21 protein-coding genes are annotated in these 25,655 nt (G+C 50.6%); 13 read left to right on the forward strand and 8 right to left on the reverse strand.

What is annotated here, in order from left to right:
• Positions 1-59 precede the first annotated feature (59 nt).
• The 7 genes from O4H47_RS09475 (at position 60) to O4H47_RS09505 (ending at position 6,712) form a co-directional block, all read left to right on the forward strand.
• Positions 60-884, forward strand: a complete 825-nt coding sequence (locus O4H47_RS09475) for an outer membrane protein assembly factor BamD (RefSeq protein WP_269393740.1) — start codon at positions 60-62, stop codon at positions 882-884.
• A gap of 33 nt (positions 885-917) precedes the next feature.
• Entirely contained in the window at positions 918-2,591 is a 1,674-nt protein-coding gene (gene recN, locus O4H47_RS09480) for a DNA repair protein RecN (RefSeq protein ID WP_269393741.1), read from the forward strand.
• Positions 2,588-4,696 carry an NAD-dependent DNA ligase LigA gene (gene ligA / locus O4H47_RS09485; RefSeq protein ID WP_269393742.1) on the forward strand — a complete coding sequence of 703 codons (2,109 nt, stop codon included), beginning with the start codon at positions 2,588-2,590 and terminating at the stop codon, positions 4,694-4,696. Before recN ends, ligA begins: the two co-directional genes overlap by 4 nt.
• 69 nt (positions 4,697-4,765) lie before the next feature.
• Positions 4,766-5,368 carry an AraC family ligand binding domain-containing protein gene (locus O4H47_RS09490; protein WP_269393743.1) on the forward strand — a complete coding sequence of 201 codons (603 nt, stop codon included), beginning with the start codon at positions 4,766-4,768 and terminating at the stop codon, positions 5,366-5,368.
• 5 nt (positions 5,369-5,373) lie between these two features.
• Positions 5,374-5,628: a helix-turn-helix transcriptional regulator gene (locus O4H47_RS09495; protein WP_269394375.1), complete on the forward strand. Its 255-nt coding sequence runs from the start codon at positions 5,374-5,376 to the stop codon at positions 5,626-5,628.
• A gap of 40 nt (positions 5,629-5,668) precedes the next feature.
• A complete protein-coding gene (locus O4H47_RS09500; protein ID WP_269393744.1) occupies positions 5,669-6,388 on the forward strand; it encodes an AzlC family ABC transporter permease in 720 nt (239 codons plus the stop codon).
• Positions 6,389-6,391: 3 nt separating this feature from the next.
• Positions 6,392-6,712, forward strand: a complete 321-nt coding sequence (locus O4H47_RS09505) for an AzlD family protein (protein WP_269393745.1) — start codon at positions 6,392-6,394, stop codon at positions 6,710-6,712.
• Here the strand turns inward: O4H47_RS09505 and chrA are convergent.
• Both chrA and O4H47_RS09515 read right to left on the reverse strand, forming a co-directional pair.
• Positions 6,709-7,896: a chromate efflux transporter gene (gene chrA, locus O4H47_RS09510; RefSeq protein ID WP_269393746.1), complete on the reverse strand. Its 1,188-nt coding sequence runs from the start codon at positions 7,894-7,896 to the stop codon at positions 6,709-6,711. The genes O4H47_RS09505 and chrA overlap by 4 nt on opposite strands.
• A 35-nt stretch (positions 7,897-7,931) precedes the next feature.
• Positions 7,932-9,761, reverse strand: coding sequence for an aminopeptidase P family protein (locus tag O4H47_RS09515; RefSeq protein WP_269393747.1), 1,830 nt, complete (start codon positions 9,759-9,761; stop codon positions 7,932-7,934).
• 88 nt (positions 9,762-9,849) lie between these two features.
• On the opposite strand from O4H47_RS09515, the gene O4H47_RS09520 reads away from it, so the two are divergent.
• The 3 genes from O4H47_RS09520 (at position 9,850) to O4H47_RS09530 (ending at position 10,552) form a co-directional block, all read left to right on the forward strand.
• On the forward strand, positions 9,850-9,984 hold the full coding sequence (locus O4H47_RS09520) for a hypothetical protein (protein ID WP_269393748.1): 135 nt from the start codon (positions 9,850-9,852) through the stop codon (positions 9,982-9,984).
• 238 nt (positions 9,985-10,222) lie between these two features.
• Positions 10,223-10,366: a hypothetical protein gene (locus tag O4H47_RS09525; protein WP_269393749.1), complete on the forward strand. Its 144-nt coding sequence runs from the start codon at positions 10,223-10,225 to the stop codon at positions 10,364-10,366.
• Between the two features lie 39 nt (positions 10,367-10,405).
• Positions 10,406-10,552 (forward strand): hypothetical protein, encoded by a 147-nt coding sequence (locus O4H47_RS09530; RefSeq protein WP_269393750.1) that lies wholly within the window; start codon positions 10,406-10,408, stop codon positions 10,550-10,552.
• 10 nt (positions 10,553-10,562) lie between these two features.
• Here the strand turns inward: O4H47_RS09530 and O4H47_RS09535 are convergent, their stop codons facing one another.
• Complete coding sequence (locus tag O4H47_RS09535; protein WP_269393751.1) at positions 10,563-11,432, reverse strand: 50S ribosomal protein L11 methyltransferase; 870 nt, start codon at positions 11,430-11,432, stop codon at positions 10,563-10,565.
• Positions 11,433-11,443: 11 nt separating this feature from the next.
• Positions 11,444-13,777: an ATP-dependent helicase gene (locus tag O4H47_RS09540; RefSeq protein WP_269393752.1), complete on the reverse strand. Its 2,334-nt coding sequence runs from the start codon at positions 13,775-13,777 to the stop codon at positions 11,444-11,446.
• Positions 13,778-13,925: 148 nt separating this feature from the next.
• On the opposite strand from O4H47_RS09540, the gene O4H47_RS09545 reads away from it, so the two are divergent.
• Positions 13,926-16,115: an esterase-like activity of phytase family protein gene (locus O4H47_RS09545; RefSeq protein WP_269393753.1), complete on the forward strand. Its 2,190-nt coding sequence runs from the start codon at positions 13,926-13,928 to the stop codon at positions 16,113-16,115.
• A gap of 154 nt (positions 16,116-16,269) precedes the next feature.
• Entirely contained in the window at positions 16,270-17,247 is a 978-nt protein-coding gene (locus tag O4H47_RS09550) for an NAD(P)-dependent alcohol dehydrogenase (protein WP_269393754.1), read from the forward strand.
• Positions 17,248-17,347: 100 nt separating this feature from the next.
• On the opposite strand, the gene O4H47_RS09555 is transcribed toward O4H47_RS09550, so the two are convergent.
• Together O4H47_RS09555 and O4H47_RS09560 are read right to left on the reverse strand one after the other, a co-directional pair.
• On the reverse strand, positions 17,348-19,231 hold the full coding sequence (locus O4H47_RS09555) for a PhoX family protein (protein WP_269393755.1): 1,884 nt from the start codon (positions 19,229-19,231) through the stop codon (positions 17,348-17,350).
• Positions 19,232-19,360: 129 nt separating this feature from the next.
• Complete coding sequence (locus O4H47_RS09560; RefSeq protein ID WP_269393756.1) at positions 19,361-20,995, reverse strand: chloride channel protein; 1,635 nt, start codon at positions 20,993-20,995, stop codon at positions 19,361-19,363.
• 135 nt (positions 20,996-21,130) lie between these two features.
• On the opposite strand from O4H47_RS09560, the gene O4H47_RS09565 reads away from it, so the two are divergent.
• A complete protein-coding gene (locus O4H47_RS09565) occupies positions 21,131-24,898 on the forward strand; it encodes an AsmA family protein (RefSeq protein WP_269394376.1) in 3,768 nt (1,255 codons plus the stop codon).
• Here the strand turns inward: O4H47_RS09565 and O4H47_RS09570 are convergent.
• Entirely contained in the window at positions 24,895-25,104 is a 210-nt protein-coding gene (locus tag O4H47_RS09570) for a ribbon-helix-helix domain-containing protein (protein ID WP_269393757.1), read from the reverse strand. The two genes, O4H47_RS09565 and O4H47_RS09570, sit on opposite strands and share 4 nt — an antisense overlap.
• Before the next feature lie 9 nt (positions 25,105-25,113).
• Positions 25,114-25,617, reverse strand: a complete 504-nt coding sequence (locus O4H47_RS09575; RefSeq protein WP_269393758.1) for an SspB family protein — start codon at positions 25,615-25,617, stop codon at positions 25,114-25,116.
• Positions 25,618-25,655 lie beyond the last annotated feature (38 nt).

Consider the following 25,655-nt stretch of genomic DNA (forward strand, 5'->3'; position numbering starts at 1 on the left):
AAAGAGTTGGTGCCGTGCTTTTGAAGTGAAGGCGTTTATTGGGTATGGGAAATACGAAGATGTTGCGTACACTTAGGACTTCATTTCAGTTCGTTTTGATTGCCGTTTTGGCCGTTTCTCTTTCTGCTTGTGCGGGTTTTAACCTTTTTGGCGAAAAGAAAATCGTTGAAGAGGATATCATTCCTGCAGAAGAGCTTTACGACAAAGCGATCCTGCAGGTAGAAAATCAGCGCTATCTTTCAGCGCAAAAGACTTTTGATAAGCTGGAGCGCCAACACCCATATTCTGAGTACTCAGAGCGTTCACGTTTGATGACCGTTTATATTAACGCGCGGACTGGCCGATATGAAAAGACCATTCTTGCGGCTGATCGGTTCCTGGCTCTTTATCCTTCGTCAGAGGATGCTCCTTATGCGATGTATATGAAGGGCGCAGCGCAATATAATCAAATGAAAGACATCACGCGCGACCAGCAAACCGCAGAAGATGCAATTTCTACTTTCCAAACGATTATCAATAATTACCCGGGTTCTCGCTATGCGAAGGACGCAAAAGAGCGGATTTTGATCGCTAAGGATCAACTTGCTGGCAAAGAAATGTCGGTTGGTCGCTATTATCTTGGCAACAATAATTACACAGCGGCAATCAATCGTTTCAGAACGGTTGTTGAGGACCATCAAACGTCAACCCATGTGGAAGAAGCATTGTTGCGTTTGACTGAGAGTTACTTGGCACTTGGTCTGGTGAATGAGGCGAAAACTGCAGCAGCTGTTTTGGGCCACAATTATCCTTCTAGCCAATGGTATGAAGATGCTTATAAGCTTTTGCAAAAACAGGGCCTGGCCCCTGAAGTTGCTGAAGGCAATTGGTTATCAGATCGCTAGACAGAACGCGCAATTTGTGATGGATTCCGTGGCATGCTAAGTGCCATTTCAATTCGAAATATAGTCTTGATTGATCAGCTCGATCTTATGCTGGATCGGGGTATGACTGCGCTTACCGGTGAAACGGGGGCGGGGAAATCCATTCTCCTTGATTCGCTGTCATTGGCGCTGGGCGGGCGTGGCGATGCGTCTTTGGTGCGTAAAGGCTGCCCGCAAGGCCAAGTAGTGGCCACCCTGCATTTGCCTTCAGACCATCATGTACGTGATTTGTTGCGCGAGAACGAGATCGAAGATGACGAAGAGATTATGCTTCGTCGGGTTCAATATGCCGATGGCCGCACACGCGGGTTTGTTAATGATCAACCGGTTTCCGCCAAATTCATGCGGCAGCTGGGAGAGCAGTTGATTGAAATTCATGGGCAACATGATGATCGTGCGCTTGTTGATCCGAGCACCCACCGCACACTGCTAGATTCCTTTGGCGACTGCCAAAGCGCCCTGAGCAAAGTCAGCGCCGCCTTTAAAGCCTTGGGTGTGGCGCAAGACGCGCTCAACAGGCAAGAGGCAAAACTCGCCAAAGCGCAAGAAGACGAAGACTTCGCGCGACACGTTATTGCCGAACTTGGGGCTCTAAATACTGAAGTTGGCGAAGAGGAGGTGCTTGCCGCCACCCGACAACGCCTAATGTCGCTCGAAAAGGCGGCTGACGAAGTACGTGACGCGGATCAGGTGCTCAATGGTCCCAATGCAGCTTCAAGTGGGTTGGCTGGCCTGATGCGCCAATTAATGCGCAAAGGGGAGGCCGAAGGCGGTCTGTTTGCGCCTTTGGTGGAAAGCTTGGATGCGACGCTGATTGCGCTTGATCGCAGTTCCGAGGCGCTTGAAGAGATCAAACGGCAAATGGATTTTGATCCACTTGAGTTGGAACGCACTGAGGAGCGCCTGTTTGCTTTGCGTGCAGCCGCCCGCAAGCACCAAATTTCGTGCGATGAATTGCCGGCGCTTTTAAACAAATATGAGCAAGCCATTGCTGAATTGGAACAGGGTGGTGATGATTTGACCGCGCTGCGTGCGGCGCTAAATGCTGCGCGCGCAAATTATCAAACTGCCGCAAAAGGCCTTTCTGAAAAACGGGCGATGGCGGGCAAAAAGCTCATGCAGGCAGTAGAAGCTGAGTTGCCGGACCTTAAACTCGGGCAAGCTCGTTTTATTGTCGACCATCAGATCGATGATAGTCGTGAAAGTGGCAATGGGTTTGATGTGATCGAATTTCACGTGCAAACAAACCCTGGCACGCACCCCGGTCCAATGATGAAGGTGGCTTCTGGTGGCGAACTGTCTCGTTTCTTGTTGGCACTTAAAGTTGTGTTGGCCGATAAAGGCTCGGCACCTGTTCTGATTTTTGATGAGATCGACACTGGCGTTGGTGGTGCGGTTGCTGACGCGATCGGCAAGCGCTTGGCGCGGCTTTCGAGCAAAGTGCAAGTGCTTTCGGTCACCCATGCGCCCCAAGTTGCGGCCCGCGCTGCAACCCATTTGTTGATTGAAAAGCAAGTGATTGCTGAAGGCAGCTTAACCCGCACGCATGTGGCTGAACTTGATGACAAGAGCCGACGTGAAGAAGTTGCCCGCATGTTGGCTGGCTCCACCATTACAGATGAGGCACGCGCTGCCGCTCATAGATTGATTGATGAGGTTTCGGCGTGACCGAGCAAAAACCTGTCGCTGATTTGACCCGCGAAGAAGCGGCGCAAGAGCTTGCCCAATTGGCCAGCGAAATTGCAAAGCATGATGCGGCATATCACCAAAAAGATGCTCCAGTCGTTTCTGACGCGGCATATGATGCGCTGCGTCGCCGCAATGAGGCGCTTGAAGCTGAGTTTCCGGATTTGGTTCGTGAAGACAGTCCAACCAAAAAAGTTGGTTTCGCTGTTGCCGATGGCTTCAAAAAAGTAACCCATCGGCTGCCAATGCTTTCGCTTGGTAATGCCTTTTCTGATGAAGATTTAGCGGACTATGTTGGCCGAGCACACAAGTTTTTCGCCAAAGATGCAGGGCTTGAATTGGCCTTTACGGCAGAGCCGAAAATCGACGGACTTTCCGCCAGCTTGCGCTACGAAAACGGAATTTTCGTGCAAGGGGCGACCCGAGGTGACGGGGCTGAAGGCGAAGACATAACCGAAAACCTGAAGACCATCAAAGACATACCGCAAAAGCTTATTGGCGATGATGTGCCAGATGTGTTTGAGGTGCGTGGCGAAGTCTATATGTCGCACGCGGATTTTGAAGCGCTCAACAAAAAGCTAGAGGCCGAAGGAAAGCAGACATACGTTAACCCGCGCAACACTGCGGCCGGGTCGCTTCGTCAGCTTGATTCCAACGTAACTGCCAGTCGTAACCTGAAGTTTTTCGCCTATGCATGGGGCGACAATTCGACCATGCCCGCGGACACGCAAATGGGCGTGGTTGAGGCGTTTCAGCGTTGGGGGTTTAAGGTCAACCCCTTGATGCGTCGAGTGAAAACTGTTGAGGAGATGGTTGCCCACCACACCTTAATCGGCGAGCAACGCGCAACGCTTGGTTATGATATTGACGGTGTTGTGTTCAAACTTGATCGATTGGATTTGCAGGCCCGTTGGGGCTTTGTGGCGCGGGCACCGCGATGGGCGATTGCCTTTAAGTTTCCAGCAGAAAAAGCCACCACCATTCTTGAAGATATTGAAATTCAAGTGGGCCGCACCGGGGCGCTAACCCCTGTGGCGAAGCTGAAACCCGTTACCGTGGGTGGTGTGGTTGTGTCGAACGCGACGCTGCACAACGAAGATGAGATTGAGCGTAAAGGCGTGTTGATTGGTGATACGGTCATCATTCAGCGAGCAGGCGACGTGATCCCACAGGTATTGGGTCCGGTGCTTGAAAAACGCCCAGCGGATGCGAAAAAGTTTGAGTTTCCAACCCATTGCCCAATATGTGGCTCGCCGGCTGAGCGTGAGTTGAACGAAAAGACGGGCAAGTTGGACGTGGTGCGTCGATGCACTGGCGAACTGATTTGCCCGGCACAGGCGGTTAATCAACTCAAGCATTTTGTTGCCCGCGATGCGCTAGATATTGACGGCATGGGCACAAAACAGGTCACTGCTTTTTATGAAGAAGGGCGGATCAAAACCGCTGCTGACATTTTCACCTTGCGTGAGCGGGATGCACAGAGCTTCAAGAAGCTTAAAGACCAGGAGGGCTGGGGCGCAACCTCAGTTCGTAAACTGTTCGACGCGATTGATGAGCGGCGCAAACCAGAACTCGACAAATTCATTTTTGCACTTGGCATTCGCCATGTGGGCAGCACAACCGGTGCGATGTTCGCCAAAAACTATGGCACGTTCGACGCTTGGATGAGCGCTTGCATTGCAGCAGGCGAAGGGGATATGGCGGCACGCGAAAGCCTTTTGTCCATCGATGGTATTGGCGAAACGGTGGTGCAGTCTGTGGTTGGTTTTTTTGTCAATCAACAAAACCGGGCCGCAATTGATGCGCTTTTGGCGCAAGTTTCACCACTCGAATATGTGGTTGCCTCAGCCGATGAAAGCCCGGTGGCGGGTAAAACAGTGGTGTTTACAGGATCGCTTGAGCAAATGTCGCGATCTGAAGCAAAGGCGATGGCGGAACGGTTAGGCGCGAAAGTTGCCGGGTCGGTTTCGGCCAAAACCGATTTGCTGGTGGCCGGGCCAGGCGCTGGGTCTAAGCTTAAAAAGGCGCAAGATTTGGGCGTTGAAACCACCGATGAACAAGGCTGGTTTGATCTTGTTGGGCGCTAAACCTTAGCGAATTTATCATGTGCAATTTTGTCCAAGACGGTTTTGCTGTCTTGGGATAGTCTTTGCACCATGGAGATGATTTCGCAACAAGATGCCACAAACATGGAGCTAGAGCAGGGGGAGCGCGCCAAATTTTGGCGCGAGGAAACCTATGACAGTTTGGAATGCCTTAAGGCGACCTTTTTACGGCACGAGTTTTCACCCCACACGCATGACACATTTGTAATTGGTGCGGTTGTTTCAGGCTATCAGCGGCACAAATTGAAGGGGGCCGAGTCAGTTGGTGGCCCGGGTTCGGTCTTCATGTTGAACCCCGAAGATGTGCATGATGGCCGTCCGATGGAGCAGGGTTACAGCTATCGTATGTTTTATCCTTCGGTGAGACTGATGGATGAAATCGCTGCTGAATTGCCCCGCGCGCGTCAATCTGGTTCGTTGTTTTTCCGCGAGCTCATGTGTAGTGACAAGAATATTGCTGCAGGGCTCATCGCTGCCCATGACGTGCTTGAAAACAGCAAAGACCCGCTTGAAAAAGATGAAGCACTTTTCGCTCGTTTGGCGCGCTTGTGGAGCGATATGGTAGCTGGTCCACCAGTGTTTTGGAAAAGCGCGAACCAAAAGCCATTGAGCGGGTTTGCGAATATATGCATGCCCATTTTGGTGAGGAATTGAACCTTGTGATGTTGGCCAATGTTGCCGGGATGAGCCGTGCCTATTTTGTGCGCCTATTCGCCAAACATATGAACCAAACGCCCCACAGCTATCTTACCGATATTCGGGTGCGGGCTGCCCGCAAAATGCTTCACGAAGGGCAAGACCCAATGGGTGTGGCTATTGAATGCGGGTTCTTTGATCAATCTCACCTCAACCGGCATTTTAAACGCCGTATTGGCACCACCCCTGGTGCATACAAAAACATGCATGCGCACTAATTGCATCTGATTGCTGGGTGGCACGCCCTTGGAGAGAAAAATGAGTGTTTCTGGATCAGCTTTGACGCGCCGAAGTGATTTTTCTGATGGGCTTCGTGCCATTGCACCATTGGTGGTTGCGGCATTTCCCATCGCTTTGGTGTTTGGCGCTTTGGCGGCGCAAAAAGGGCTGTCGCCTTTTGAAACCATGTTGATGAGTAGCGTGGTTTTTGCCGGTGGTTCGCAATTTGTGGCAATTGATTTTTGGGCCACGCCGGTGCCTTGGGTCGCTATCACCATCAGCGCTTTGTTGGTCAATATACGCCACGTCTTGATGAGTGCATCATTGGGCGCAAAAACCAAACAGATGGGCTTTGGTTGGCAGTTGATTGCCTTTGGGTTTTTGGCTGACGAAGTTTGGGCGCTCTCTGAACATCGCGCGCGAAAACAAGGCACTAGCTTTGCTTTCATGATGGGATTGGCCATACCATTTTACGTTAATTGGCTTGTGATGACCGGGGTTGGGGCCAGTTTGGGCACTCTGTTGGCTGATCTTGACCCGGCCAAATGGGGCTTTGATTTTGCGTTCCCGGCGATCTTTATTGGCTTGATTATGGGGTTTTGGCAGGGCCAAAAAACAGGTGTTATTTTGGGCGCTAGCGGGGTGGCCGCAATTGCGTGCAAAGCCTTTGTACCCGGCGCTTGGTACATTGCGGCAGGGGCCGTTGCTGGCGTTTTGGTCGCCGCGGTTTTAGCCGATCCTGAAAGTTTGGAGGCATAGATCATGGAAGCATTTTTTCAAACAGATCCTCTGACTTTATTGGCCATTCTTGGCATGGGTGTCGCTACCTATTTGACCCGTATTTCGGGCCTTGTTCTGGTGCGGTATATCGACCTTAAGGGGCGCACCCGTGCGGCTTTGGAGGCGGTGCCTGTGGCGGTTTTAATGTCTGTTATTGCCCCTACAGTTTTAGCAACCGGACCAGCAGAAACAGCAGCGGCTGTGGTGACTATGCTTGCGGCATTTCGCCTGCCTTTACTTGGGGTTGTGGCGGTAGGTGTTGTTTCTGTGGCGCTATTTCGGGCGGCACTTGGATTGCTTTAAAGCATACCCAGCAAAGAGCCGACAATTGCGCCAACCAGCACCATCAACCAAGGCGGAACTTTCCACTTGGTGAGCAGAACAAAAGCCATCGCAACAAGCGCGAAATCGAGCGGGTTGAGCACCGTGCTTTGCCAAATGGGTGAGAAAAACGCAGCACCCAAAAGCCCCACCACAGCGGCGTTTGCGCCGGATAGAAGTGATTTTGCGGCATGCATTGTTCTGAATTTTTGCCAGTAAGGCATAATGGCATAAACCAATAGAAAACCTGGCAGGAATATCGCGATGGTGGCGATGATTGCATTGAAGATTGCGTCGGGAAATGGTGCGCTTGCTGCGCCCAAAAAGGCGGCAAAACTAAAGATGGGGCCCGGCACGGCTTGGGTCATGCCATATCCTGCTAAGAAACTGTCTTTATTGACAATTCCAGTGGCGACGACTTCGGTTTCAAGCAAGGGCAACACCACATGGCCGCCACCAAAAACCAGTGCGCCCGCACGATAAAAACTGTCAAAAAGCTCGAGCCGCAAGTCGGTCGTATTTTGGGCCAAAATAGGCAATCCGAACAGTAGAACTACAAAAATAATCAGCGCTGAATTTGCCGCTGAAACGGGGATAAGTAGGGGTGAAACATGCTCATTTGGTTCGCTTTGAACCGATTTGATCGCGAAACGTCCCAAAATTGCGCCAAAAAGGATGGCTGCAATTTGGCCGAGCGGCCCGACGACGATTGTGACGATCAAGAGGGATAAAATGGCGATGGTTGCTGTTGTGCGGGTGTTGCATAGGGAAAGTGACATGCCCAAAATCGCTTGGGCGACTACAGCGGTTGCCACAAGTTTTAGCCCATGGATGAGACCTGTGCCAAAGAGTGCCGAAAGTGTGTCAGCAAACAGCGCAAACAGGACCAAAAACACAGCGGACGGCAAAGTGAATGCGGTGAATGCCGCTAGGCCGCCCAGCAGTCCGCCACGCTGAAGACCTAAAGCAAAACCGACTTGTGAACTTGAAGGCCCAGGCAGAAACTGGCACAGCGCCACCAAATCTGCATAGGCGCTTTCGGATAGCCATTTGCGCTTGGTAACAAATTCTGCGCGAAAAAAGCTCATGTGTGCCACCGGCCCACCAAAGGAGGTGAGGCCAAGTTTTGTAAAGGCGGCGAATATTTCAGGAAGCGGGCGTGACATTAGGTAGTTTCTCCTTTGGCCACGCCACGATTTGCCTAAATCGGTTGCGTTGCTTGGTGCAGCCACGCTTTGTCACTATCGCCCAATTGTGACGCTGCGATTTCAAAACATTGTTTGTGATAATGGTTGAGCCAAGCAATTTCGCTTGGGGTCATCAAGTCCTTGTCGATTAGGCGCACGTCGATTGGGGTGAAGGTGATCGTTTCGAACGACAGGAATGGAGCATTTTCAGTGCTTTTGTCGCTTTCTTTGACCACCAGCAAGTTTTCAATACGGATACCGTGGCTGCCTTCAAGATAGTAGCCGGGCTCGTTTGAGATGATGTTGCCCACTTCAAGCGGCGAATGATTGCGTGGGGAAACCCCACACGGACCTTCATGCACGCCCAAAAATGCGCCTACACCATGCCCCGTGCCATGATTGTAGTCCAAGCCTTCTGCCCACAAGAACTGACGGGCAAGTACATCCAAATGTGTGCCGGTCGTCCCTTTGGGGAAAGTTGCAACGCTTAAGGCAATCATGCCTTTGAGCACCAACGTGAAGTGCTTTTTTTGTTCGCTTGTGGCCGGGCCGGTCGCCATGGTGCGGGTGATGTCGGTGGTGCCTTCAAGATACTGGCCGCCGCTATCCACCAGCATCAATTCGCCCGGCACTAAGGTCCTGTCACTTTTGTCGGTCACCCGGTAATGGCAAATCGCGCCATTTGGGCCAGATCCGGAAATGGTTTCAAAGCTAATGTCGACCAACGAATTGGCTTGTCGGCGAATTTGCTCGAGTTGCTTGACGATCGCGATTTCGGTGAGTTCACCCTTTGGCGCTTCAGCGTCTAGCCACGAAAGGAACTTGGCCATCGCGGCGGCATCAGTGCGTTGGGCTGATACCATGCCTTCGATCTCTGTTGCGTTTTTACGTGATTTGATGGCCAAAACGGGATCGGCTTCATTCAACAACTCACCATTTGCTTCAATAACAATGTTGGAGAGTTTTGATGGGCAAGTGTTGCCATCCATCCAAATTGTTTTGTTGCCAGCAAGTCCCTTAAGATCGCTTTCAAGGGTGCTGATGGGGCAAAGGGTAACTGCATCGCCCAACTCTGCACTTAGAACCGATGTGATCTTTTCAGGTTGCACATATAGTTTTGCGGTGCCTGATTTTTCAATTGTCGCAAAGCCCAGCGTAACTGGCGTATTGGGGATATCAGACCCCCGGATGTTGAACAGCCAGCAAAAGCTATCAGGCAGGGTGAGCACCAACGCGTCTGCGTTACGCTCTGCAATGGTTTTGGCAAGATCTGAGATTTTGTCGGCAGCAGACTTTCCGGTTTGTTCCAACGAAAGCGTAAAGATTTTATCTGTTGGTGGGGCTGGTCGGTCTTGCCAGATCTCATCGACCAAATTGGTGCATTCGACCAATTCGATCTCAGACTTTTTCAGCGCATCGCGCAAGGTCTCGATGGCGTTGGGGGTGTGTAACCAGCCATCAAAACCCACGCGTGCGTTTGTTGGCAGGGCGTCTGCCAACCATTTTTGGGCCGCGTCTGGTTTCATTTCAACGCATTCAACCGCGTCTGTATCTGTTTGGGCGGGCGCTTGAATGGTGTAGCGCCCATCAACCACAAGCGCTGCGCGATCTTTGGTGACAATGGCATAGCCCGCAGAGCCGGTGAAACCAGTCATGTAGGCTAGACGTTCGTCGCCGGCAGGTACATTTTCGCCCCTGTGCGCATCGTCACGTGGGATCAAAAAGGCATCTACATTGGCGCTTTCCATCGCAGCACGAAGGTGCGCCAGTCGAGGTTTCACCAGAGATGGATCAGCTTTTTCATCAAATTGTTGAAATTGGATTGAGCTGTCGTTGTTGAACATGCGGTACGTTATCCTCTAGATCGCATTTTTGGCGCGTCGAAATTTTTGTGCATCGAAGATGCTTTAAGCAACCAAACAGGAGATAGAAATGGCAAATCCATTAGCGTTCATGTTTGGTCTGTTTTCTTCGATGATGAAGTCTCGGGCCAAAGCAGTTGATCGCGATATCGATCATTTTGCAGAAGTTGAACATTATGACACCAATCGAAATCGCTCTTTGTGAAGCTGGTGTAAACTGCCAACACTGGCCCAAGGGGGTCCTTATTTGTTTGTTCGCGCAATGATTAAGTTCGTTGCGCGTTTTGTTTTCTCCAACGAAAAGTTGTGCCTTTTTTCGGTATGCTGAAAACGCATGGCTGTGGTGCGGTTCTGCCTCTACCTAAATTTTTTTACATGGCTACATTGGTTTCAAGAATTCAAAAAAGCAACCCCACTTTTGGTTGAAATTGTAGGAGACGAGAATGGCACAGACAGTTGGTTTTTTCCGCGGCGTAGTAGACGCAATGGTTTCATCACGCAGCAAGCATGCAGATCGTCAAGTTGCGAAGTTTTTGAAAACCCACGGACATGATGCGATCAACAATGATCGTATGAACGGATTTTGATTTTAGGCGCTTTCGCCTTGCTCTTTTAGGATACACAAAATGGCTAAAACTGGTTTCTTTCGCAACGTGATGGACGCGATTGTAACATCACGCAGCAAACATGCAGAGCGCGAAGTTGCTCGCTTTGTTGAAACACATGGCTACCGCAATTTGCTGAACGAAGATCGTTCACGCAACGGCTTCTAAGGTTTAAACCTTAAGCTTGACGTTGCAATCTCAGGATTGTCCAATCGCCCTTTTCGACTTGTTCGAGAAGGGCGATTTTGTTTTCTGCATAGGCTTCAATAACGCTATTTGCTTGGCGATTCAAAAGTCCTGCCAAAACCACAATGCCATCAACTTTTGTGTGTTTGGCAATGTCTGGTGCTAATTCGACCAATGGGCCAGCCAAAATATTGGCCAGCACCAAATCAAACGGGCCGCGCTGCTCAAAGATCTCGTGATCCATGCCAGTTGATACCGCTGTTTCGATCATGTCCTTTACGCCGTTAATTTGCGTATTTTCAATTGTGACTTCAATCGCTTTGGCGTCAATGTCGGTGGCCAGCACGTTGTTGTTGAACCGTTTTGCTGCCGCGATGGCTAAAATACCCGTGCCAGTACCCAAGTCCAAAATCGTTTCAGGCTGCACACCAGAATTTGCAATCAATGAAATGGCTTCAAGGCAGCCCGTTGTGGTTTCATGGTGTCCGGTGCCAAAAGCTTGGCCCGCGTCAATTTTAATGGCGATTTTATCATCAGGATTTGGCGCCTCAACATGACTGCCGTGGACAAAAAACTCGCCCGTATCGATTGCTGACAAACCTTCAAGAGAATGGGCCACCCAATCTTTGTCTGGCACTTTTGCCAGTGTAAATTCAACCGTGCCGTTCAAAACCCGCTGCGCAAGTTCGTTAAAGCGCGCAATGTCTGGTTTTTGATCACATGTGGCTTCAAATACCCAATCACCATCAGCATTTTCAAATGCCGAAGCGGACAAGGCCAGTCCGTATTCTTCCATCACTGCATCAGCCAGCGCAAATGCATCTTGTTTAGACATGGGGACGGTGATTTGTTCTAGGGTCATTTGATTGGCCTTTATGCCCGCTTGATAAAGCTTTCGAGGACTTTTTTGCGCCCTACAGAGGGAAAGTCAATGGTGAGTTTATTGCCATCGACACTGGCCACAATGCCTTCGCCAAATTTAAGGTGAAGGGCTTTGTCGCCTTGTTTAAAGCTTGATGAGGATGAGCTGACAGAGCCAGAACGTGCGATTAGCTCACCTTCAATCGTCGGGCCTCGATCTGTGCCACGGGATTTGTGCTGTTTTTGCGCGCGTTGCCAGCCCGGTGTTTCATAAACACTGTCGAACGGATCGCGGTTATCGAATTTTGAGGCTGTGTTGCGGCCACCATAGTTGTAGCCGCCATAACTTGAACCTGTGTCTTTGACTTCAACGGCGTCTGCGGGCAATTCGTCCAAGAAACGAGAGGGGATGCAGGTTTGCCAAAGGCCGTGGATGCGGCGGTTTTGTGCGACCGTCAGTTTGGCGCGTTTTTTGGCGCGGGTAATCCCGACGTAGGCGAGGCGACGTTCTTCTTCCAATCCCGTCTTGCCGCTTTCATCGAGCGAGCGTTGATGGGGGAACAGGCCTTCTTCCCAACCGGGCAAAAACACGGTGTCGAACTCAAGGCCCTTCGCCGCGTGTAATGTCATGATGGAAACGGCATCGTCTGAGCCATCGCCGCTATCGCGGTCCATCACAAGGGAAACGTGTTCCAAAAATCCGCCAAGTGTTTCGAACTCTTCCATGGAGCGAATGAGTTCTTTTAAGTTTTCAAGCCGACCTGGCGCGTCCGCTGAGCGGTCGTTCTGCCACATTTGAGTGTAGCCGCTTTCGTCCAAAATGGCTTCAGCCACTTCTGCGTGGGGCTGGTTTTGCAACCGGTTGGCCCAATCGTCAAACTGACTGATCAAAAAACGCAAGGTTGAGCGTTGTTTGGGCTTTAATTCGTCGGTTTCAATCAGATCGCGCGTGGCTTGGATCATTGGCACGTTGGCCGCCCGTGCTGCATCGTGCAGCAAGCGGATGGTGGCGTCCCCCAAACCCCGTTTTGGCACATTGACGATCCGCTCAAACGCCAAATCGTCAGCTTGCTGTGCGGTGGCACGCAAATAGGCGAGGGCGTCGCGAATTTCTTTGCGCTCGTAAAAGCGTGGTCCGCCAATAACGCGGTAATTGAGGCCCAGTTTGATGAACCGTTCCTCGAACTCGCGCATTTGGAAAGACGCGCGTACAAGGATCGCCATGGAGTTGAGCTGATGGCCTTGGCGTTGGAACTGTTCGATTTCTTCGCCAATGTGGCGGGCTTCTTCTTCAGAATCCCAAACAGAGGTGACACTGACCGGATCGCCTTCTTCGCCCACATCCGTCTGCAAGGTTTTGCCCAAGCGATCTTCATTGTGCGAAATTAAGTGCGATGCAGCACGTAGGATTTTTGAAGTGGAGCGATAATTGCGCTCTAGGCGGATAACTTTTGCGCCGGGGAAGTCTTTTTCGAACCGCAGAATGTTATCAACTTCAGCGCCGCGCCAGCCGTAAATTGATTGGTCATCATCACCCACCACACAAACGTTGGAGTTGCCTTGCGCGAGTAGGCGCAACCACAAATATTGGGCGACGTTTGTATCTTGATACTCGTCCACCAGCATGAATTTAAAGCGGCGATGAAATTCTTCGAGCACCGTTGGATTGTCTTTGAGCAAGCGAATGCATTCAAGCAACAGATCGCCAAAATCAGCGGCATTGAGGGTTTTTAAGCGCGCTTGGTAAGCGGCGTAAAGCTTTGCGCCTTTACCATCTGCGAATGCGCCTGCATCAGAAGCGTCCAATTGTTTGGGCTGTAAGCCTTTGTTTTTCCACCCATCAATCATGTGCGCCAGCTGGCGAGCGGGCCAGCGCTTTTCATCGACATTTTCAGCTTGTAAGAGCTGCTTTAACAGCCGGATCTGATCGTCTGTATCAAGAATGGTGAAATCAGACTTTAGGCCCACCAGTTCGGCATGGCGGCGGATGATTTTTGCGCCGATGGAGTGGAACGTGCCAAGCCAAGGCATGCCTTCAACCGAGCCGCCAACGAATTTTGCAATCCGCTCTTTCATTTCGCGGGCCGCTTTGTTGGTAAAGGTTACCGCAAGGATTTCGTGGCCGCGCGCACGGCGTGTCGCCAGAATATGTGCAATCCGCGTGGTCAATACGCGGGTTTTACCGGTGCCCGCACCTGCCAGCACTAGTAGCGGTCCGTCGATGCTTTCAACAGCATCTTGCTGTTCAGCGTTCATACCCTCAAGATAGCGCGGTGCGCCGCCGCCAAACTGCGACGTAATCGGTCCTGGTTGTGAACTGGGGGCTTTGCCCGGCCTTGCAATCATTACGTGCGCTCGAATCTCGTTTTGTTCTTTATAAGTCACCTGCAAATATTTGTATATGCGGAGGTGAAGTTAGATTTGTCATCTCAATGTAGCATTGGGACCCTATTGGCAAGGGCGATTTAGCTCACAACCAAGGGACTGCTCAATCATGAAACCTTCACACTTGCTTGGCGCATTGGCGTTTAGCGCGGTCAGCATAACGGCTTTAAATGCAGCTGCTGCGCCGCACTTCAACCGTATCTCTAGTTTTCCAGTGGCCAGCAATATTCCCGCTGATATGGACGCAAAAAGCGTTTCATCATCTGAAATTATTGCTGCGACTGAAGACGGCATGACATTGATTTATTCAGATAGCCCTTTGGGCGGCATTGGCTTTGTGGGTATTGCTGACCCAAAAGCGCCGGTTGCACAGGGTTTTTTGGCGTTAGACGGTGAACCGACATCGGTTTCGATTTTGGGCGGAAAAGCGTTTGTTGGCGTCAATACTTCTGAAAGCTACGTTGCGCCATCGGGCCACTTGGCGATTGTTGATATTGCCTCAAAAACGGTAACGGCCTCTTGCGATCTTGGCGGTCAACCTGACAGCGTTGCGGTTTCTGGTGACGGGTCATTGGTTGCGGTGGCGATTGAAAATGAGCGCGATGAGGATTTGAACGAAGGGGAACTTCCTCAATTGCCAGCTGGCTTTGTCACTATCTTTGATATCGCGAATGGAGTTGCTGATTGTAGCAGCAAACGAGTTGTCGATCTTGCTGGGTTGGCCTTGATTGGCGCATCTGATCCTGAGCCAGAGTTTGTTGATTTCAATTCGATGAACGAGATCGTTGTTTCTATGCAGGAAAACAACCATTACGCGATCATCGATGGTGCAACTGGTGTGGTTAAAAACCACTTCTCAGCTGGTGCTGTTGATCTGACGTTTATTGACGTTGAAGAGGAGCGCGCGTTTACATTTGACGGGGCGCAAACCCAACGTCTGCGTGAGCCTGACGCGGTGAAATGGCTTGATGATAATCGCTTCGTGGGCGCCAACGAAGGTGACTATAACGGCGGTTCACGCAGCTTTACGATCTACAATAAAGATGGATCTGTTTCATTTGAATCGGGGACTTCTTTGGAGGTTCTTGCGGCGCGTGCAGGTCACTATCCCGAAAAGCGCTCTGGCAACAAGGGTGTGGAACCTGAGGGGCTAGCAACGGGCACATTTGGCGATCAAAAGTATTTCTTTGTGCTGCTTGAGCGGGCTTCGCTTGTGGGGGTTTATAAAGACACAGGTGCAGAGCCAGAATTCGTGCAGCTTTTGCCATCAGGCATCGCCCCAGAGGGTGCGTTGACCATTCCTTCGCGCAACTTGTTTGTGTCAGCAAATGAAGCTGACTTGATAGAAGATGGTGGCGTGCGTTCACACGTGATGATTTATGAATTGCAGGACGCGCCAGCAGCTTACCCGCAAATCATGTCTGAAATGGCAGATGAGAACACACCAATTGGCTGGGTTGCTTTATCGGGTTTGGTGGCAGATGCACAAACACCGGGCAAGCTTTACGCCGTGAATGACAGCTTTTTGCGTGCTCAACCTTCAATCTATGAGATTGATGCAACATCAAAGCCGGCAAAAATTGTTAAACGCATCGGTGTAACGCGTGATGGCGCGCCAGCACAAAAGCTTGATCTAGAAGGCATTGCGCTGGACGGAAATGGCGGGTTCTGGTTGGCTTCTGAAGGACGTACGGATCGTTTGATCCCACATGCGATTTACAACGTGAATGCCAAAGGTGAGATCAAAAAAGAAGTGCCGTTCCCAGCTGAATTGCTTGCTGTTGAAAAGCGTTTCGGTTCTGAAGGCATTACAGCGGTTGGATCTGGCGATGAGATGGTGCTGTGGATCGCCATCCAGCGTGAATGGCAAGACGACCCAAAGGGCCAGGTCAAGTTGGTTTCTTACAAGCCTTCAACAGGCGAATGGGGTGCGGTACGCTATCAGCTTGATGCAGGCGAAAAAGGCTGGGTTGGTCTTTCTGAGATTACTGCGCACGGCGATTATGCTTATGTGATTGAGCGGGACAATCAAATCGGCGCAAATGCGAAAATCAAAAAGCTATATCGTGTGAAGCTTGCCGATTTGCAGCCAGCGGCCCTTGGTTCAGACTTGCCTGTTGTTGCAAAAGAACAAGTGCACGATTTTGTTCCAAACCTTCAGTCTTTGAATGGTTATGTTCAGGACAAAATTGAAGGCTTTGCCATCGATGCGTCTGGCGAAGGTTTTGCGATGACCGACAATGATGGTGTTGATGATCATTCGGGTGAAACATTGTTCTTTTCGATTGATAAAATGTAATTAGTCGCAGAGAGTTTAATCTGTGAAATGCCCGGGCCCATTGGTTCGGGCATTTTTGCGTGCGGTGCTGAAAAACGGATGAACCTTGAAACTGGGACCAGTCGCGCTATGTTTGTAAGGCAATCAATTGCAAACATAGTCTATGGAGCCTGAAATGAAAGCCGCGGTTTGCCGCAAGTTCGGCGCTGCCGACAATGTCAAAATTGAAGAAATGCCTAAGCCCGTGCCCAAAGCGGGCGAGGTTCTGGTGAAGGTTGTTGCATCCACCGTTGATATTGCCGATGTGCGGGTGCGGGCTATTCGGGTGCCCAAAGGCCTTGCCCTTCCAACGCGATTGGCCATGGGGCCTTTTAAACCCAAATATCCGGTGCTTGGCTTGCAATTGTCTGGCGTGGTGGAAGCGCTAGGCGAGGGCGTGACCTCTTTTAAAGTTGGCGATGAAATTGTTGGCTCGTCAGGTTTTAAGTTTGGTTGTCATGCGGAATATGTTTGCCTTGAAGCAAGCGGTGCTATTGCGAAAAAGCCCGAGCAATTGAGCCACGAAGAAGCAGTTTCAGTGCTTTTTGGTGGCGCGACAGCAAAAGCCTATTTTGATGCGGCTGGGCTTAAGAAGGGCGATAAGATTTTGATCAATGGCGCGTCGGGCGCAGTGGGCGTGGCGGCGGTAACCCTGGCCAAGCATTTGGGCGCGCATGTGAGCGCTGTGTGCAGCGGCAAAAATGCAGAACTGGTGACTTCGCTTGGTGCCGACAAAGTGATTGATTACACCAAAGCGGACTTTAAATCGTCGGGCGAGAAGTTTGATTTCATCATGGATAATGTGGGCAATGCCCCGTTCAATGAAATTGAGCATCTGCTTGAGCCGGATGGAAAATTGCTGGTGGTGATTTTCAAAAATGGCTGGGAAATGATCAAAAACAGCTTCAACAAACGTGCGCTACTATTGAGTGGTGAGGATGAAAAAGACGTTATGTCTGGAAAAATGTACAATGAATTGATGAGCTTAACTACCCAAGGGGCGCTGAAACCCGTAATCGATGCTATCTATCCGCTTGCCGATATTGTGGCTGCGCATAATCACGTGGATACGGGCCACAAGGTTGGTTCGGTTGTGGTTAGGATCGGATCTTAGCATTTTGAGTTATGCGCGCATTGGCAGTGCTGTCTGTTTTAGATTTTAGGCCGATAGGCGAAAAGTCGGGCCTTTTTAAAAAGACCCGACTTCAAACTCACTAACCAATTGGCATGCCGTCTTCACGCCACACGGTGACTACAGAAGAGCGCGGTTTGCCTTCGTTATCTGGCCAAGACCCACCCGGGTGCTGAACGCCAACAAAGGCAGTTCTTTTGTCTGAAGACCAGCAAAGACCTGTCACTTCCGCGCCGTAAGGTACGGTCATGAAACGGGCGATTTCCCCGCTTTCAGGGTCACCAACCAGCATTTGGTTGTTGCCCATACCTTCAAATTCTTCCTCGTTTTTGTAATTGCCGTCTGTTTGTATCCACAGCATACCATCAGAAGAAAACGCCATGCCATCAGGGGAGTTGAACATGTTGCCTGTGTTGATGTTGGCAGAGCCAGAATATTCATTGTCATAGACAGTGGGGTTGCCCGCCATCACGTATAGATCCCAAGAAAAACGATCGTGGGCGTGGTTTTCTTGCTCAGGTGTCCAACGAACGATTTGGCCATAATTGTTGGTTTCGCGCGGGTTTGGACCGTTTGCGGCGGTGTCATCACCGCCAGCGTTGGGCTTTACACCCCGGTTCTTGTTGTTTGTAAGTGCGCAGTAAGCCTCTGCTTTGAGTGGGTTTGCAGCAACCCATTCCGGGCGATCCATTGTCGTTGCGCCCACTGCAGAAGCTGCCATCCGGGTGAAACACAAGATTTCAGCAGCGTCCATTCCTGTGGTTTCAGGGGTCAAAGGCAGCCACTCGCCGGTTTGGTCATCGTTGAATTTGGCCACGTAAAGCGTGCCCTCATCAAGTAAGCTTTCTGTTGGACCACCGGGCGTATATGTCTGAGTTGATACATAGCGGTACAAGAATTCACCGCGTTCATCGTCGCCCAAATAGACAACAACCCGACCATCTTTTGCATGCACCATTTCAGCGTTTTCGTGTTTGAAACGGCCAAGCGCTGTGCGTTTGATTGGCACAGATTCTGGGTTTTTGGGATCGATTTCAGTGATGAAACCATGACGATGCGGTTCGTTTGGTTCATTTGAAATATCGTAGCGGGGGTCAAACAATTCGTAAGCGTAGCGGCCTTGCCCGCCGATGCCGTAGCGTGAATAGCCTTCGCCTTCGGGTTCTACCCCGGTTGCTCCAAAATAGCCGTTGAAGTTTTCTTCGCACGTTAGGTAAGTGCCCCAAAGCGTTTTGCCAGAACCACAATTGTTCATTGTACCTTTGACCAGTTTGCCTGTGGGGTCTGCTTTGGTTTTGACCAACGCGTGTCCAGCCAATGGCCCTGCCAAAGTCATTTCTGTTTCGTGGGTAATACGTCGGTTGTATGGGCTATCCAATACCACTTCAAACCCTGCGCCTGTGTCGGCAACTTCCATCACGGTGACACCTTGCAGGTTCTTCAACAGTTTCACTTCGTCAGCGGTTTGTGGCACGCCTTCAGAGGCTTCGGGCAGGTTGATTTTAGGGTTCACATATTCAGAGTTCACGGCGATGATTTGACGACCATCAACTTCAAAATGCTCCATGCCGTCGGTGTTTTCCCCGAACACCCGATCCGACATATCAACCGGTACGCCTTGGGTGGCAGAATAGGCGTCTTTGGCGTCTGACCAAAGAGGATCGCCCCAGCGTACCAAGACTTTTGACTGGTAGCCGTCAGGTACATGAATTGCAAAATCTGTTGCAATATCAATCGGTTTGAAAGCAAATCGGCTGGCTTCTTGAGCCAAAGCGTCTTGTGTGTTGGAGAATAAGCCTGTGCCAAACACCGCTGCACCTGAGCCGAATGCAATTGCACCACCCAGGAAACCGCGGCGCGATATGGCGCGCTCAACTACGGCGTCAAATTGGTTGGAAACTGGCCGCGGATCGCGGTGCTCATCAAAGTCGTCCCATGAAAGATCGACCAAATTTTTGTCGGCCACGTTTGTGTCCCCCTGTTGCATAACGTCAATTGCCCAAGGGCCGGTAGTTGCCTTGGGATTTTGCAACAGATAGAGCCACGTCGTCTCAAATCGGTGACATCTGTATGAAGCTTTTATAACGCTTTTTGCTCAAAGGTGTTCTTCGCGACTTTGTTCCACTAGGGCTTTGTTGAAACTCGATAATGCATCAACATGGGTCACCCATCCCACTTGTCGCATGCGCTTGCCGGTGCCTTGCATCACGGGCAAGCATTCTTTGTGGGTTGCATCAAATGCGCGTAGGGCGTTTTCCAAAGTGTCATTGGATTTCAGCCAGGGTTCGCCTGACAGTATGTCGAATGGTTCTTCTTCGCCATCTTTGTCAAATGGCTTCATGAAATCGCGCACTTTGAAATATTTAACAAAGTGCTTGTGTGGCCCTTCTTCAAGCATGATGCCGCGCGTATAGAGCTGCCAGTAGAAAAATGAGCGCCCCATGACTGCTTGGCTGATGCCGGTTGAAATTGAAACCGCAAACAACAAAGCAATTGAAAAGGCAAAACCGCCCGTGAGTTCAAATATCATCACCGTTGTAGAGATTGGTGCGCCGAGCACGGCTGCGGCCACGGCCCCCATGCCAATTATGGCGTAAAGCGCTTCGGATGAAGCCAGCTCAGGGAACACACTTGCCGCCATAAGGCCGAATGCACCACCTGTCATCGCGCCGAGATAGAGTGAGGGCGAGAAAATACCGCCGCCCATTCGAGAGGCCAGGGTGATGGATGTGGCTACCGTTTTTGCGATAATTAGCGCCAACATGGTTTGCAAGGACCAGTGGTTTGTTAGAGCCGAGTCGGTTGCCTCATAGCCAACCCCCAGGATTTGTGGGAACGCGAGCGCGATGAAACCAACGGCGGCGCCACCGATGACGGGGCGCAAGTAGGCTTTGATTTTGAAATGGCGTGCTATCCAGTCGCCGCCAATAAGGGAGGATTGGAAGCAGATTGCAACGATGGCGCATGTTACGCCGAGCAAAGCAAAAGCTGGAATTTCCCAATAGGAGGTGATTTGAAAGTCTGGCACCAGAAATGCTGGGTTATCACCAAACCAGGCGCGTGACATGGTTGAGGCGATAACTGAGGCAATAACAACTGGCACAAATGCGGACATCGCAAAATGCCCAAGAATGACCTCGTGTGCAAACAATACCCCTGCGATTGGCGCATTAAAGCTTGCCGAAATGGCGGCTGCTACACCACAACCAAGCATGATCCGGCGGGCGGACGGGGGCAGCTCGAAATAGCGGAATAAGGCTTTTGACACAGCCGCTGCGAAATAAACGACAGGTCCCTCGCGCCCGGCGCTGCCGCCAAAGCCAAGCGTGATAAGAGAAATTGCAGTGCCCACAATCGCTTCTTTGAGCGATAGCTTTTTCCCGTCGTGTGCGCGTGCTTCAATAACATCGGCGACACCGCCATATCGGGAGCGTGGGCGGAAAAATAAAATGATGCCAATAATGCCACCAGCCAAAATTGGTCCGCCCATAGTGAACCACCATGGGAGTTGTGCAAGTCGGTCCAAGATGCGTTCAGAGGTTGTTCCGATCCACAAGAACTGGAGCCATCCGATCATGGAGCGAAATAGAATCGCCACAATACCGCCGGCAAGGCCTGCACCGATTGATAATAGCCACATTTTGGGTTGTTGGGCGGCCTGAAACGAGGCCAGATGGGGTTGCACCCAACGGTGGACGACACGATAAATTAGACGGGCGTTTTTTGCCATAATCTTGCGCGATCCCCCTTAAAACCGCACTTGAACACCCTTCGGTGATAGGCCCGTTTGGCGTACTAGTGCAAGGGTAAATGGGATAAAGGTGTGATTTCAAATGCCAAATTGCAGATTTTACGACAATTTGGGGTGACGAATGATACGCAAACGCATAGGATTTTGCATGGTTCCAGAATTGCTGCGGTCAGTTCGTTGTTAAATCGGGTTTATATAGTAATTGGTGTTGTTCTCATATTGCTGCTCACGGCAGCATTTGTGGTGCCGCGTCTTTATGACTGGTCGCCTTATCGCCAGCGAATGGAGCAAATAGCTTCTGATGCGTTGGGGACAGATGTTCGGATCAATGGCGATCTTTCGTTCGTCTTATTGCCACAACCACAAATGGTCATGTCTCAAGTGGCTGTTGGACCAACCGACTCTCCGATATTGCAAATTGAACGTGTTGATGCACATTTGGCGCTGATGCAGTTCTTGCGCGATCAATATGATGTGCAAAAATTGGTTTTGGATACCCCATCATTCCATTTGCGTATTGCCCAAGATGGTGGATTAGAACTGCCCTTGGCACTGGCGCAAAATGGTGGGCGTGACAATGTTGCGATTGAAGACGCGCAAATCATCAATGGTTCGTTTTTGCTTAGCGATACCCGCGCCGATGAACATTGGATGGTGGAGGGCGTAAAAGGTAAATTAAGCGCAGCGGCCATGCGCGGGCCGTTTGAGTTTACCGGATCAGGACGGTTGGAGGAAAACGAGTTGGCGCTTCGTATCAACACTTCAGATCTGAATGAGCGCGGTGATATCCGAATAAGCACTTTTGTTTCGCCATCCGATAAATCATTTTCGCTGTCCACAGAGGGTTTATTAACAACCGCATCGTTGTCTCCATTTTTTGATGGCGAGTTGACCTTGCGCATTACGCCGCAAAATCTGGCGGAAAACGAAGTGCGCGGCGACATGATTTTGGATGGCAAGGTGCAATTGTCCCCGGATCGCTTCAAGTTGACCGAGTATACGCTGCAGCCAGACGAAAACCGGGCGGGCACCCGTTTGACGGGGGCGGTGGATGTGCGGCTTGGTGAAAATCGAGAATTTGATGTTGTGCTGTCGGGCGGTGTTGTGCCTTTGCTCCCTGACGATGCGCTAAGTGCAACGGCCGACGACCCTTATGCACTTGTGTCTCTGCTTTCCCAATTACCCGCGCCGCCGGCGCTGGGCAATGTTTCGGGCCATGTGTCCGTTGATGTAACAGAATTGGGCCTAAAGGCATTGGGCCTTAGAAATGTTTTGCTTGATGCCAAAACAGATGGTCAAAATTGGACGGTAGAGAGCTTTAGCGCAAAATTGCCCGGTGACACTTTGCTTAGTCTGTCTGGCGAGTTGATAAGTGCCCAAGGGAACGCCGCGTTTGATGGCAGGTTTTCGATGGAAACCGAACGGTTGGATGCTTTGGCTCGTTCGTGGCGTGCTTTTGGTGAAACAAACCCCTTGTTTGGCGCAAAAGCGAGCTTGGTTGGTGATGTGGACTTCTCCAATTCGGGCGCCACTTTTTCAAACCTCAATCTCAATCTAGATGGATTTGAGGCGACGGGAAAAGTGGACTGGCGCGAAGAGAATAAACGTCTGCTTTCAATCAATGCTGACTTTGGTGCCTTTGATGATTTGGCCACAGCACAACTTATCGGGTTGTTGCCTGATCCCAACCGACCAAGGAAGTTTAACAGCAGCTTTCCCATCGGTGCTTTTAGAGTATCGGCCCAAAGCATAGACATTGCCGGGCAACTGGCAAACGGTGTTCTGCTAGAGGGGCAATGGGATGAAAATGCGATAGATGTTGCCCACGTTAGAGTAGATGATATCGCGCACATCCGCATGGAGGGGCATGGTCAAATTGAAGGGCCGCTCAACCAACCGCGCTTAAGTGGCGCATTGCGCACGGATTTTCAGCCACAGGCCGACATTGGCGCCCTCTGGAGCGTCTTGCCGCTACCTAAGTTACATCCCTCTATCGAGCGTATCTTTTCTGCAAACCGTCCCGCCCGATTTGACTTTGAATTGACCGAGCCGGGCAGTGCGAATGAGCAAAAACTGATTTTGACCAGCAGTGCAGGCGAGTTGAGCATGAATGCTGATGTGGCGCTTAGCGCGGGATTAACCGGCGCATTTACGTCGCCAACAATTGGCTCATTTGAGATAAATGCTCCTTCTGCGAACTCGCTTTTCTCGCAATTGGGCATTGAGAGCGCTTTGTTCGACGATCAGCTTCCCGCCAAGTTGGAAGTTGAATACAAAGGAACAATTTTCAACAGTGTACAACTGACCGCCCTCTATTCAAGCGCTGAAGAGGCGTTGGGTTATCAAGGATCGCTGATCGTGAGTGATTTGGATCGGTTGCGTGGTACGGGTGAACTTCGAACGAAATTAAGCGACCCCGAAGGTTTTGCGGCGTGGGTGGGGCTGGAGAGTTTTCAAGTTCCAACTGTAAACGGCAAAGCCACTTTGAAATTTGTTGGCGCTGACGATATTGAGTTGCAAGACATCCAATTGCGCGCTGGTGATGAAGACGTGGCTGGCGCCATGCAGCTGCGCCAACTTGGCGATGTCAAAGTGATCACGGGTGATTTAAACATTGGCCGTCTGGACGTTAAAGCATTTGCCGCATTCCTTGGGGGCAATGCATCGACCTTGAAAACCGGGCAGCAAATTTGGCCCGATGGCCCCTTCAGCGTAAATGGTGATGCCCGTAATACAAGAGGGCGATTGCACGTTGAAACACCATTGTTGATGATCAACGGTGGCGTGTTGCTTACAGAAGCCGGATTTGATGTTTCTTGGACGAATGCAGAAAACCGCATTCGCAACCTTGTTGGTGCGCGTGGGCAGGGGGAAATTACTGCGGATATTTCTCTTTGTTGTCATGGCGGGGTTGCACAAAAGCAAGTTTCTGGCCGATTTGCTGTAGACGGGGTTTCGCTGGACGATATTTTCCCAGCAGCAGTTTCGCATCGTGTGTCGGGCCAACTGTCTGGTAGCGGTCAGTTCTCAGGCGCTGGTGAGGATTTTGCCAGTGTTGTGGCGAAATTGGGCGGCGAAGGTAGCTTTACCGTCATGGATGTCGCAATTGAAAATTTTGATCCCAAGATTTTTGAAAAAATCAATGCGGTCGAAAATGTACTTGAACTAGAGGCTGAACAGCTTGAGGCGCAGGTTTTGGCGGATCTTGAGGGCGCGCCCTATTTGTCAAACGGATTTGAGGGTATTTTCAGTCTTGCGGCGGGCAAAGTGCTGATCTCCAATGTGGCAATGGAAGATGAGCGCACACGCTTGTTTGGTGATGCGAGTTTAGCATTGGTGGATTTAGGGCTTGAGAGTGGCTGGTCGCTTACCCCAACCCAAAATATTGGCGATGGCTCAGTATTGGATGAAACCACCGGGCGGGTGGACGCTTTGATTTCTGGTACCTTAGATGCACCTATCTACAAAATTGATATTCAACAAATGGTTGATTCAATTCAGGTAAAGGCCTTCGAATTGGAAGTTGAGCGGCTTGAAAAACTAAGAGCTGAGCAAGAAGCGAGGGCGCTGGCGCAAGCGGAAGAGCAACAGCGTCGGATGGCAGAACAAGCTGCGCAATTGGCAAAAGAAGAGGCCGCAAAAGCGGCTGCAGTTGAAGCTGAACGGCAGAAGAAAAAAGCCGAGGCCGCAGCCAAAGCAGCGGCGGAAGCCGCTATCCAACAAGACACGAACTCAAGTATCGTTGAAGTTCCGCCCATCAACCCAGATGACCAGCCATTGCCCTTGCTTGATCTTGACGCCTTGTTTGATCCCAATGCGCCGTTTGATCCAAGCGCTACAGATCAGCAACTGCCTATAGATCTTATTGAGGGTGGGAATTAGTTTTGTTGGCTCTTGAGCGATCTGAGCACGGCTAGACGCAAAGCAGAGGCAAGGTTTTCGGTGTCACGGTTTTGATCAATTTGCTCGATCAATTGGGAAAGGGTTAGCGATTGCACTTTTGCTAGCGCATCAATTTCATCCCAGAACTCTTGCTCAAGGGCAACGCTTGTGCGATGCCCTGCAATTGTTAGAGATCGCTTTTTCATTTTGATGATCTAAGGCTTTTTGCGGAACGAATCGAGGCTAACGACGTTTTCTGTTTCGTCGTCATCATCGCCAGATTTTGCTTTGGCTTGATTGACGTCGTCTTCGTCGTCGCTATCATCAGCTTCTTCGATAGGGGCGGTGACGTCACCATTTTCATCCATAACGTCAAATTGTAAGCCAAATTGAACAGAAGGATCAAAGAAGCCTTTAATCGCAGAATAGGGAACAACAAGCAGTTCAGGCTGTCCGTCAAACGACAATCCAACTTCAAAACCGGTGTCGTTGATTTTGAGATCCCAATATTGATTCTGCAAAACAATGGTCATTTCATTTTCATATTGCTTAAGCAATTTTTCTGAAATGCGCACGCCTGGTGCCGTTGTAACAAATGAGATGAAGAAGTGATGTTCGCCGGGGAGCCCGGTTTTTCCAACCTCAGTAAGAACTTTGCGGACCACGCCGCGCAGTGCTTCTTGTGCTAAAACGTCGTAGCGAATGAGGTCTTCGGACATCGCTTTTCCCTATTTTTTATCGAATCCAATTCAAGACC

Origin of the sequence: Maritalea porphyrae (assembly GCF_027213965.1) — a bacterium.
In the GTDB taxonomy this organism is placed as follows: Bacteria; Pseudomonadota; Alphaproteobacteria; order Rhizobiales; family Devosiaceae; genus Maritalea; species Maritalea porphyrae_A.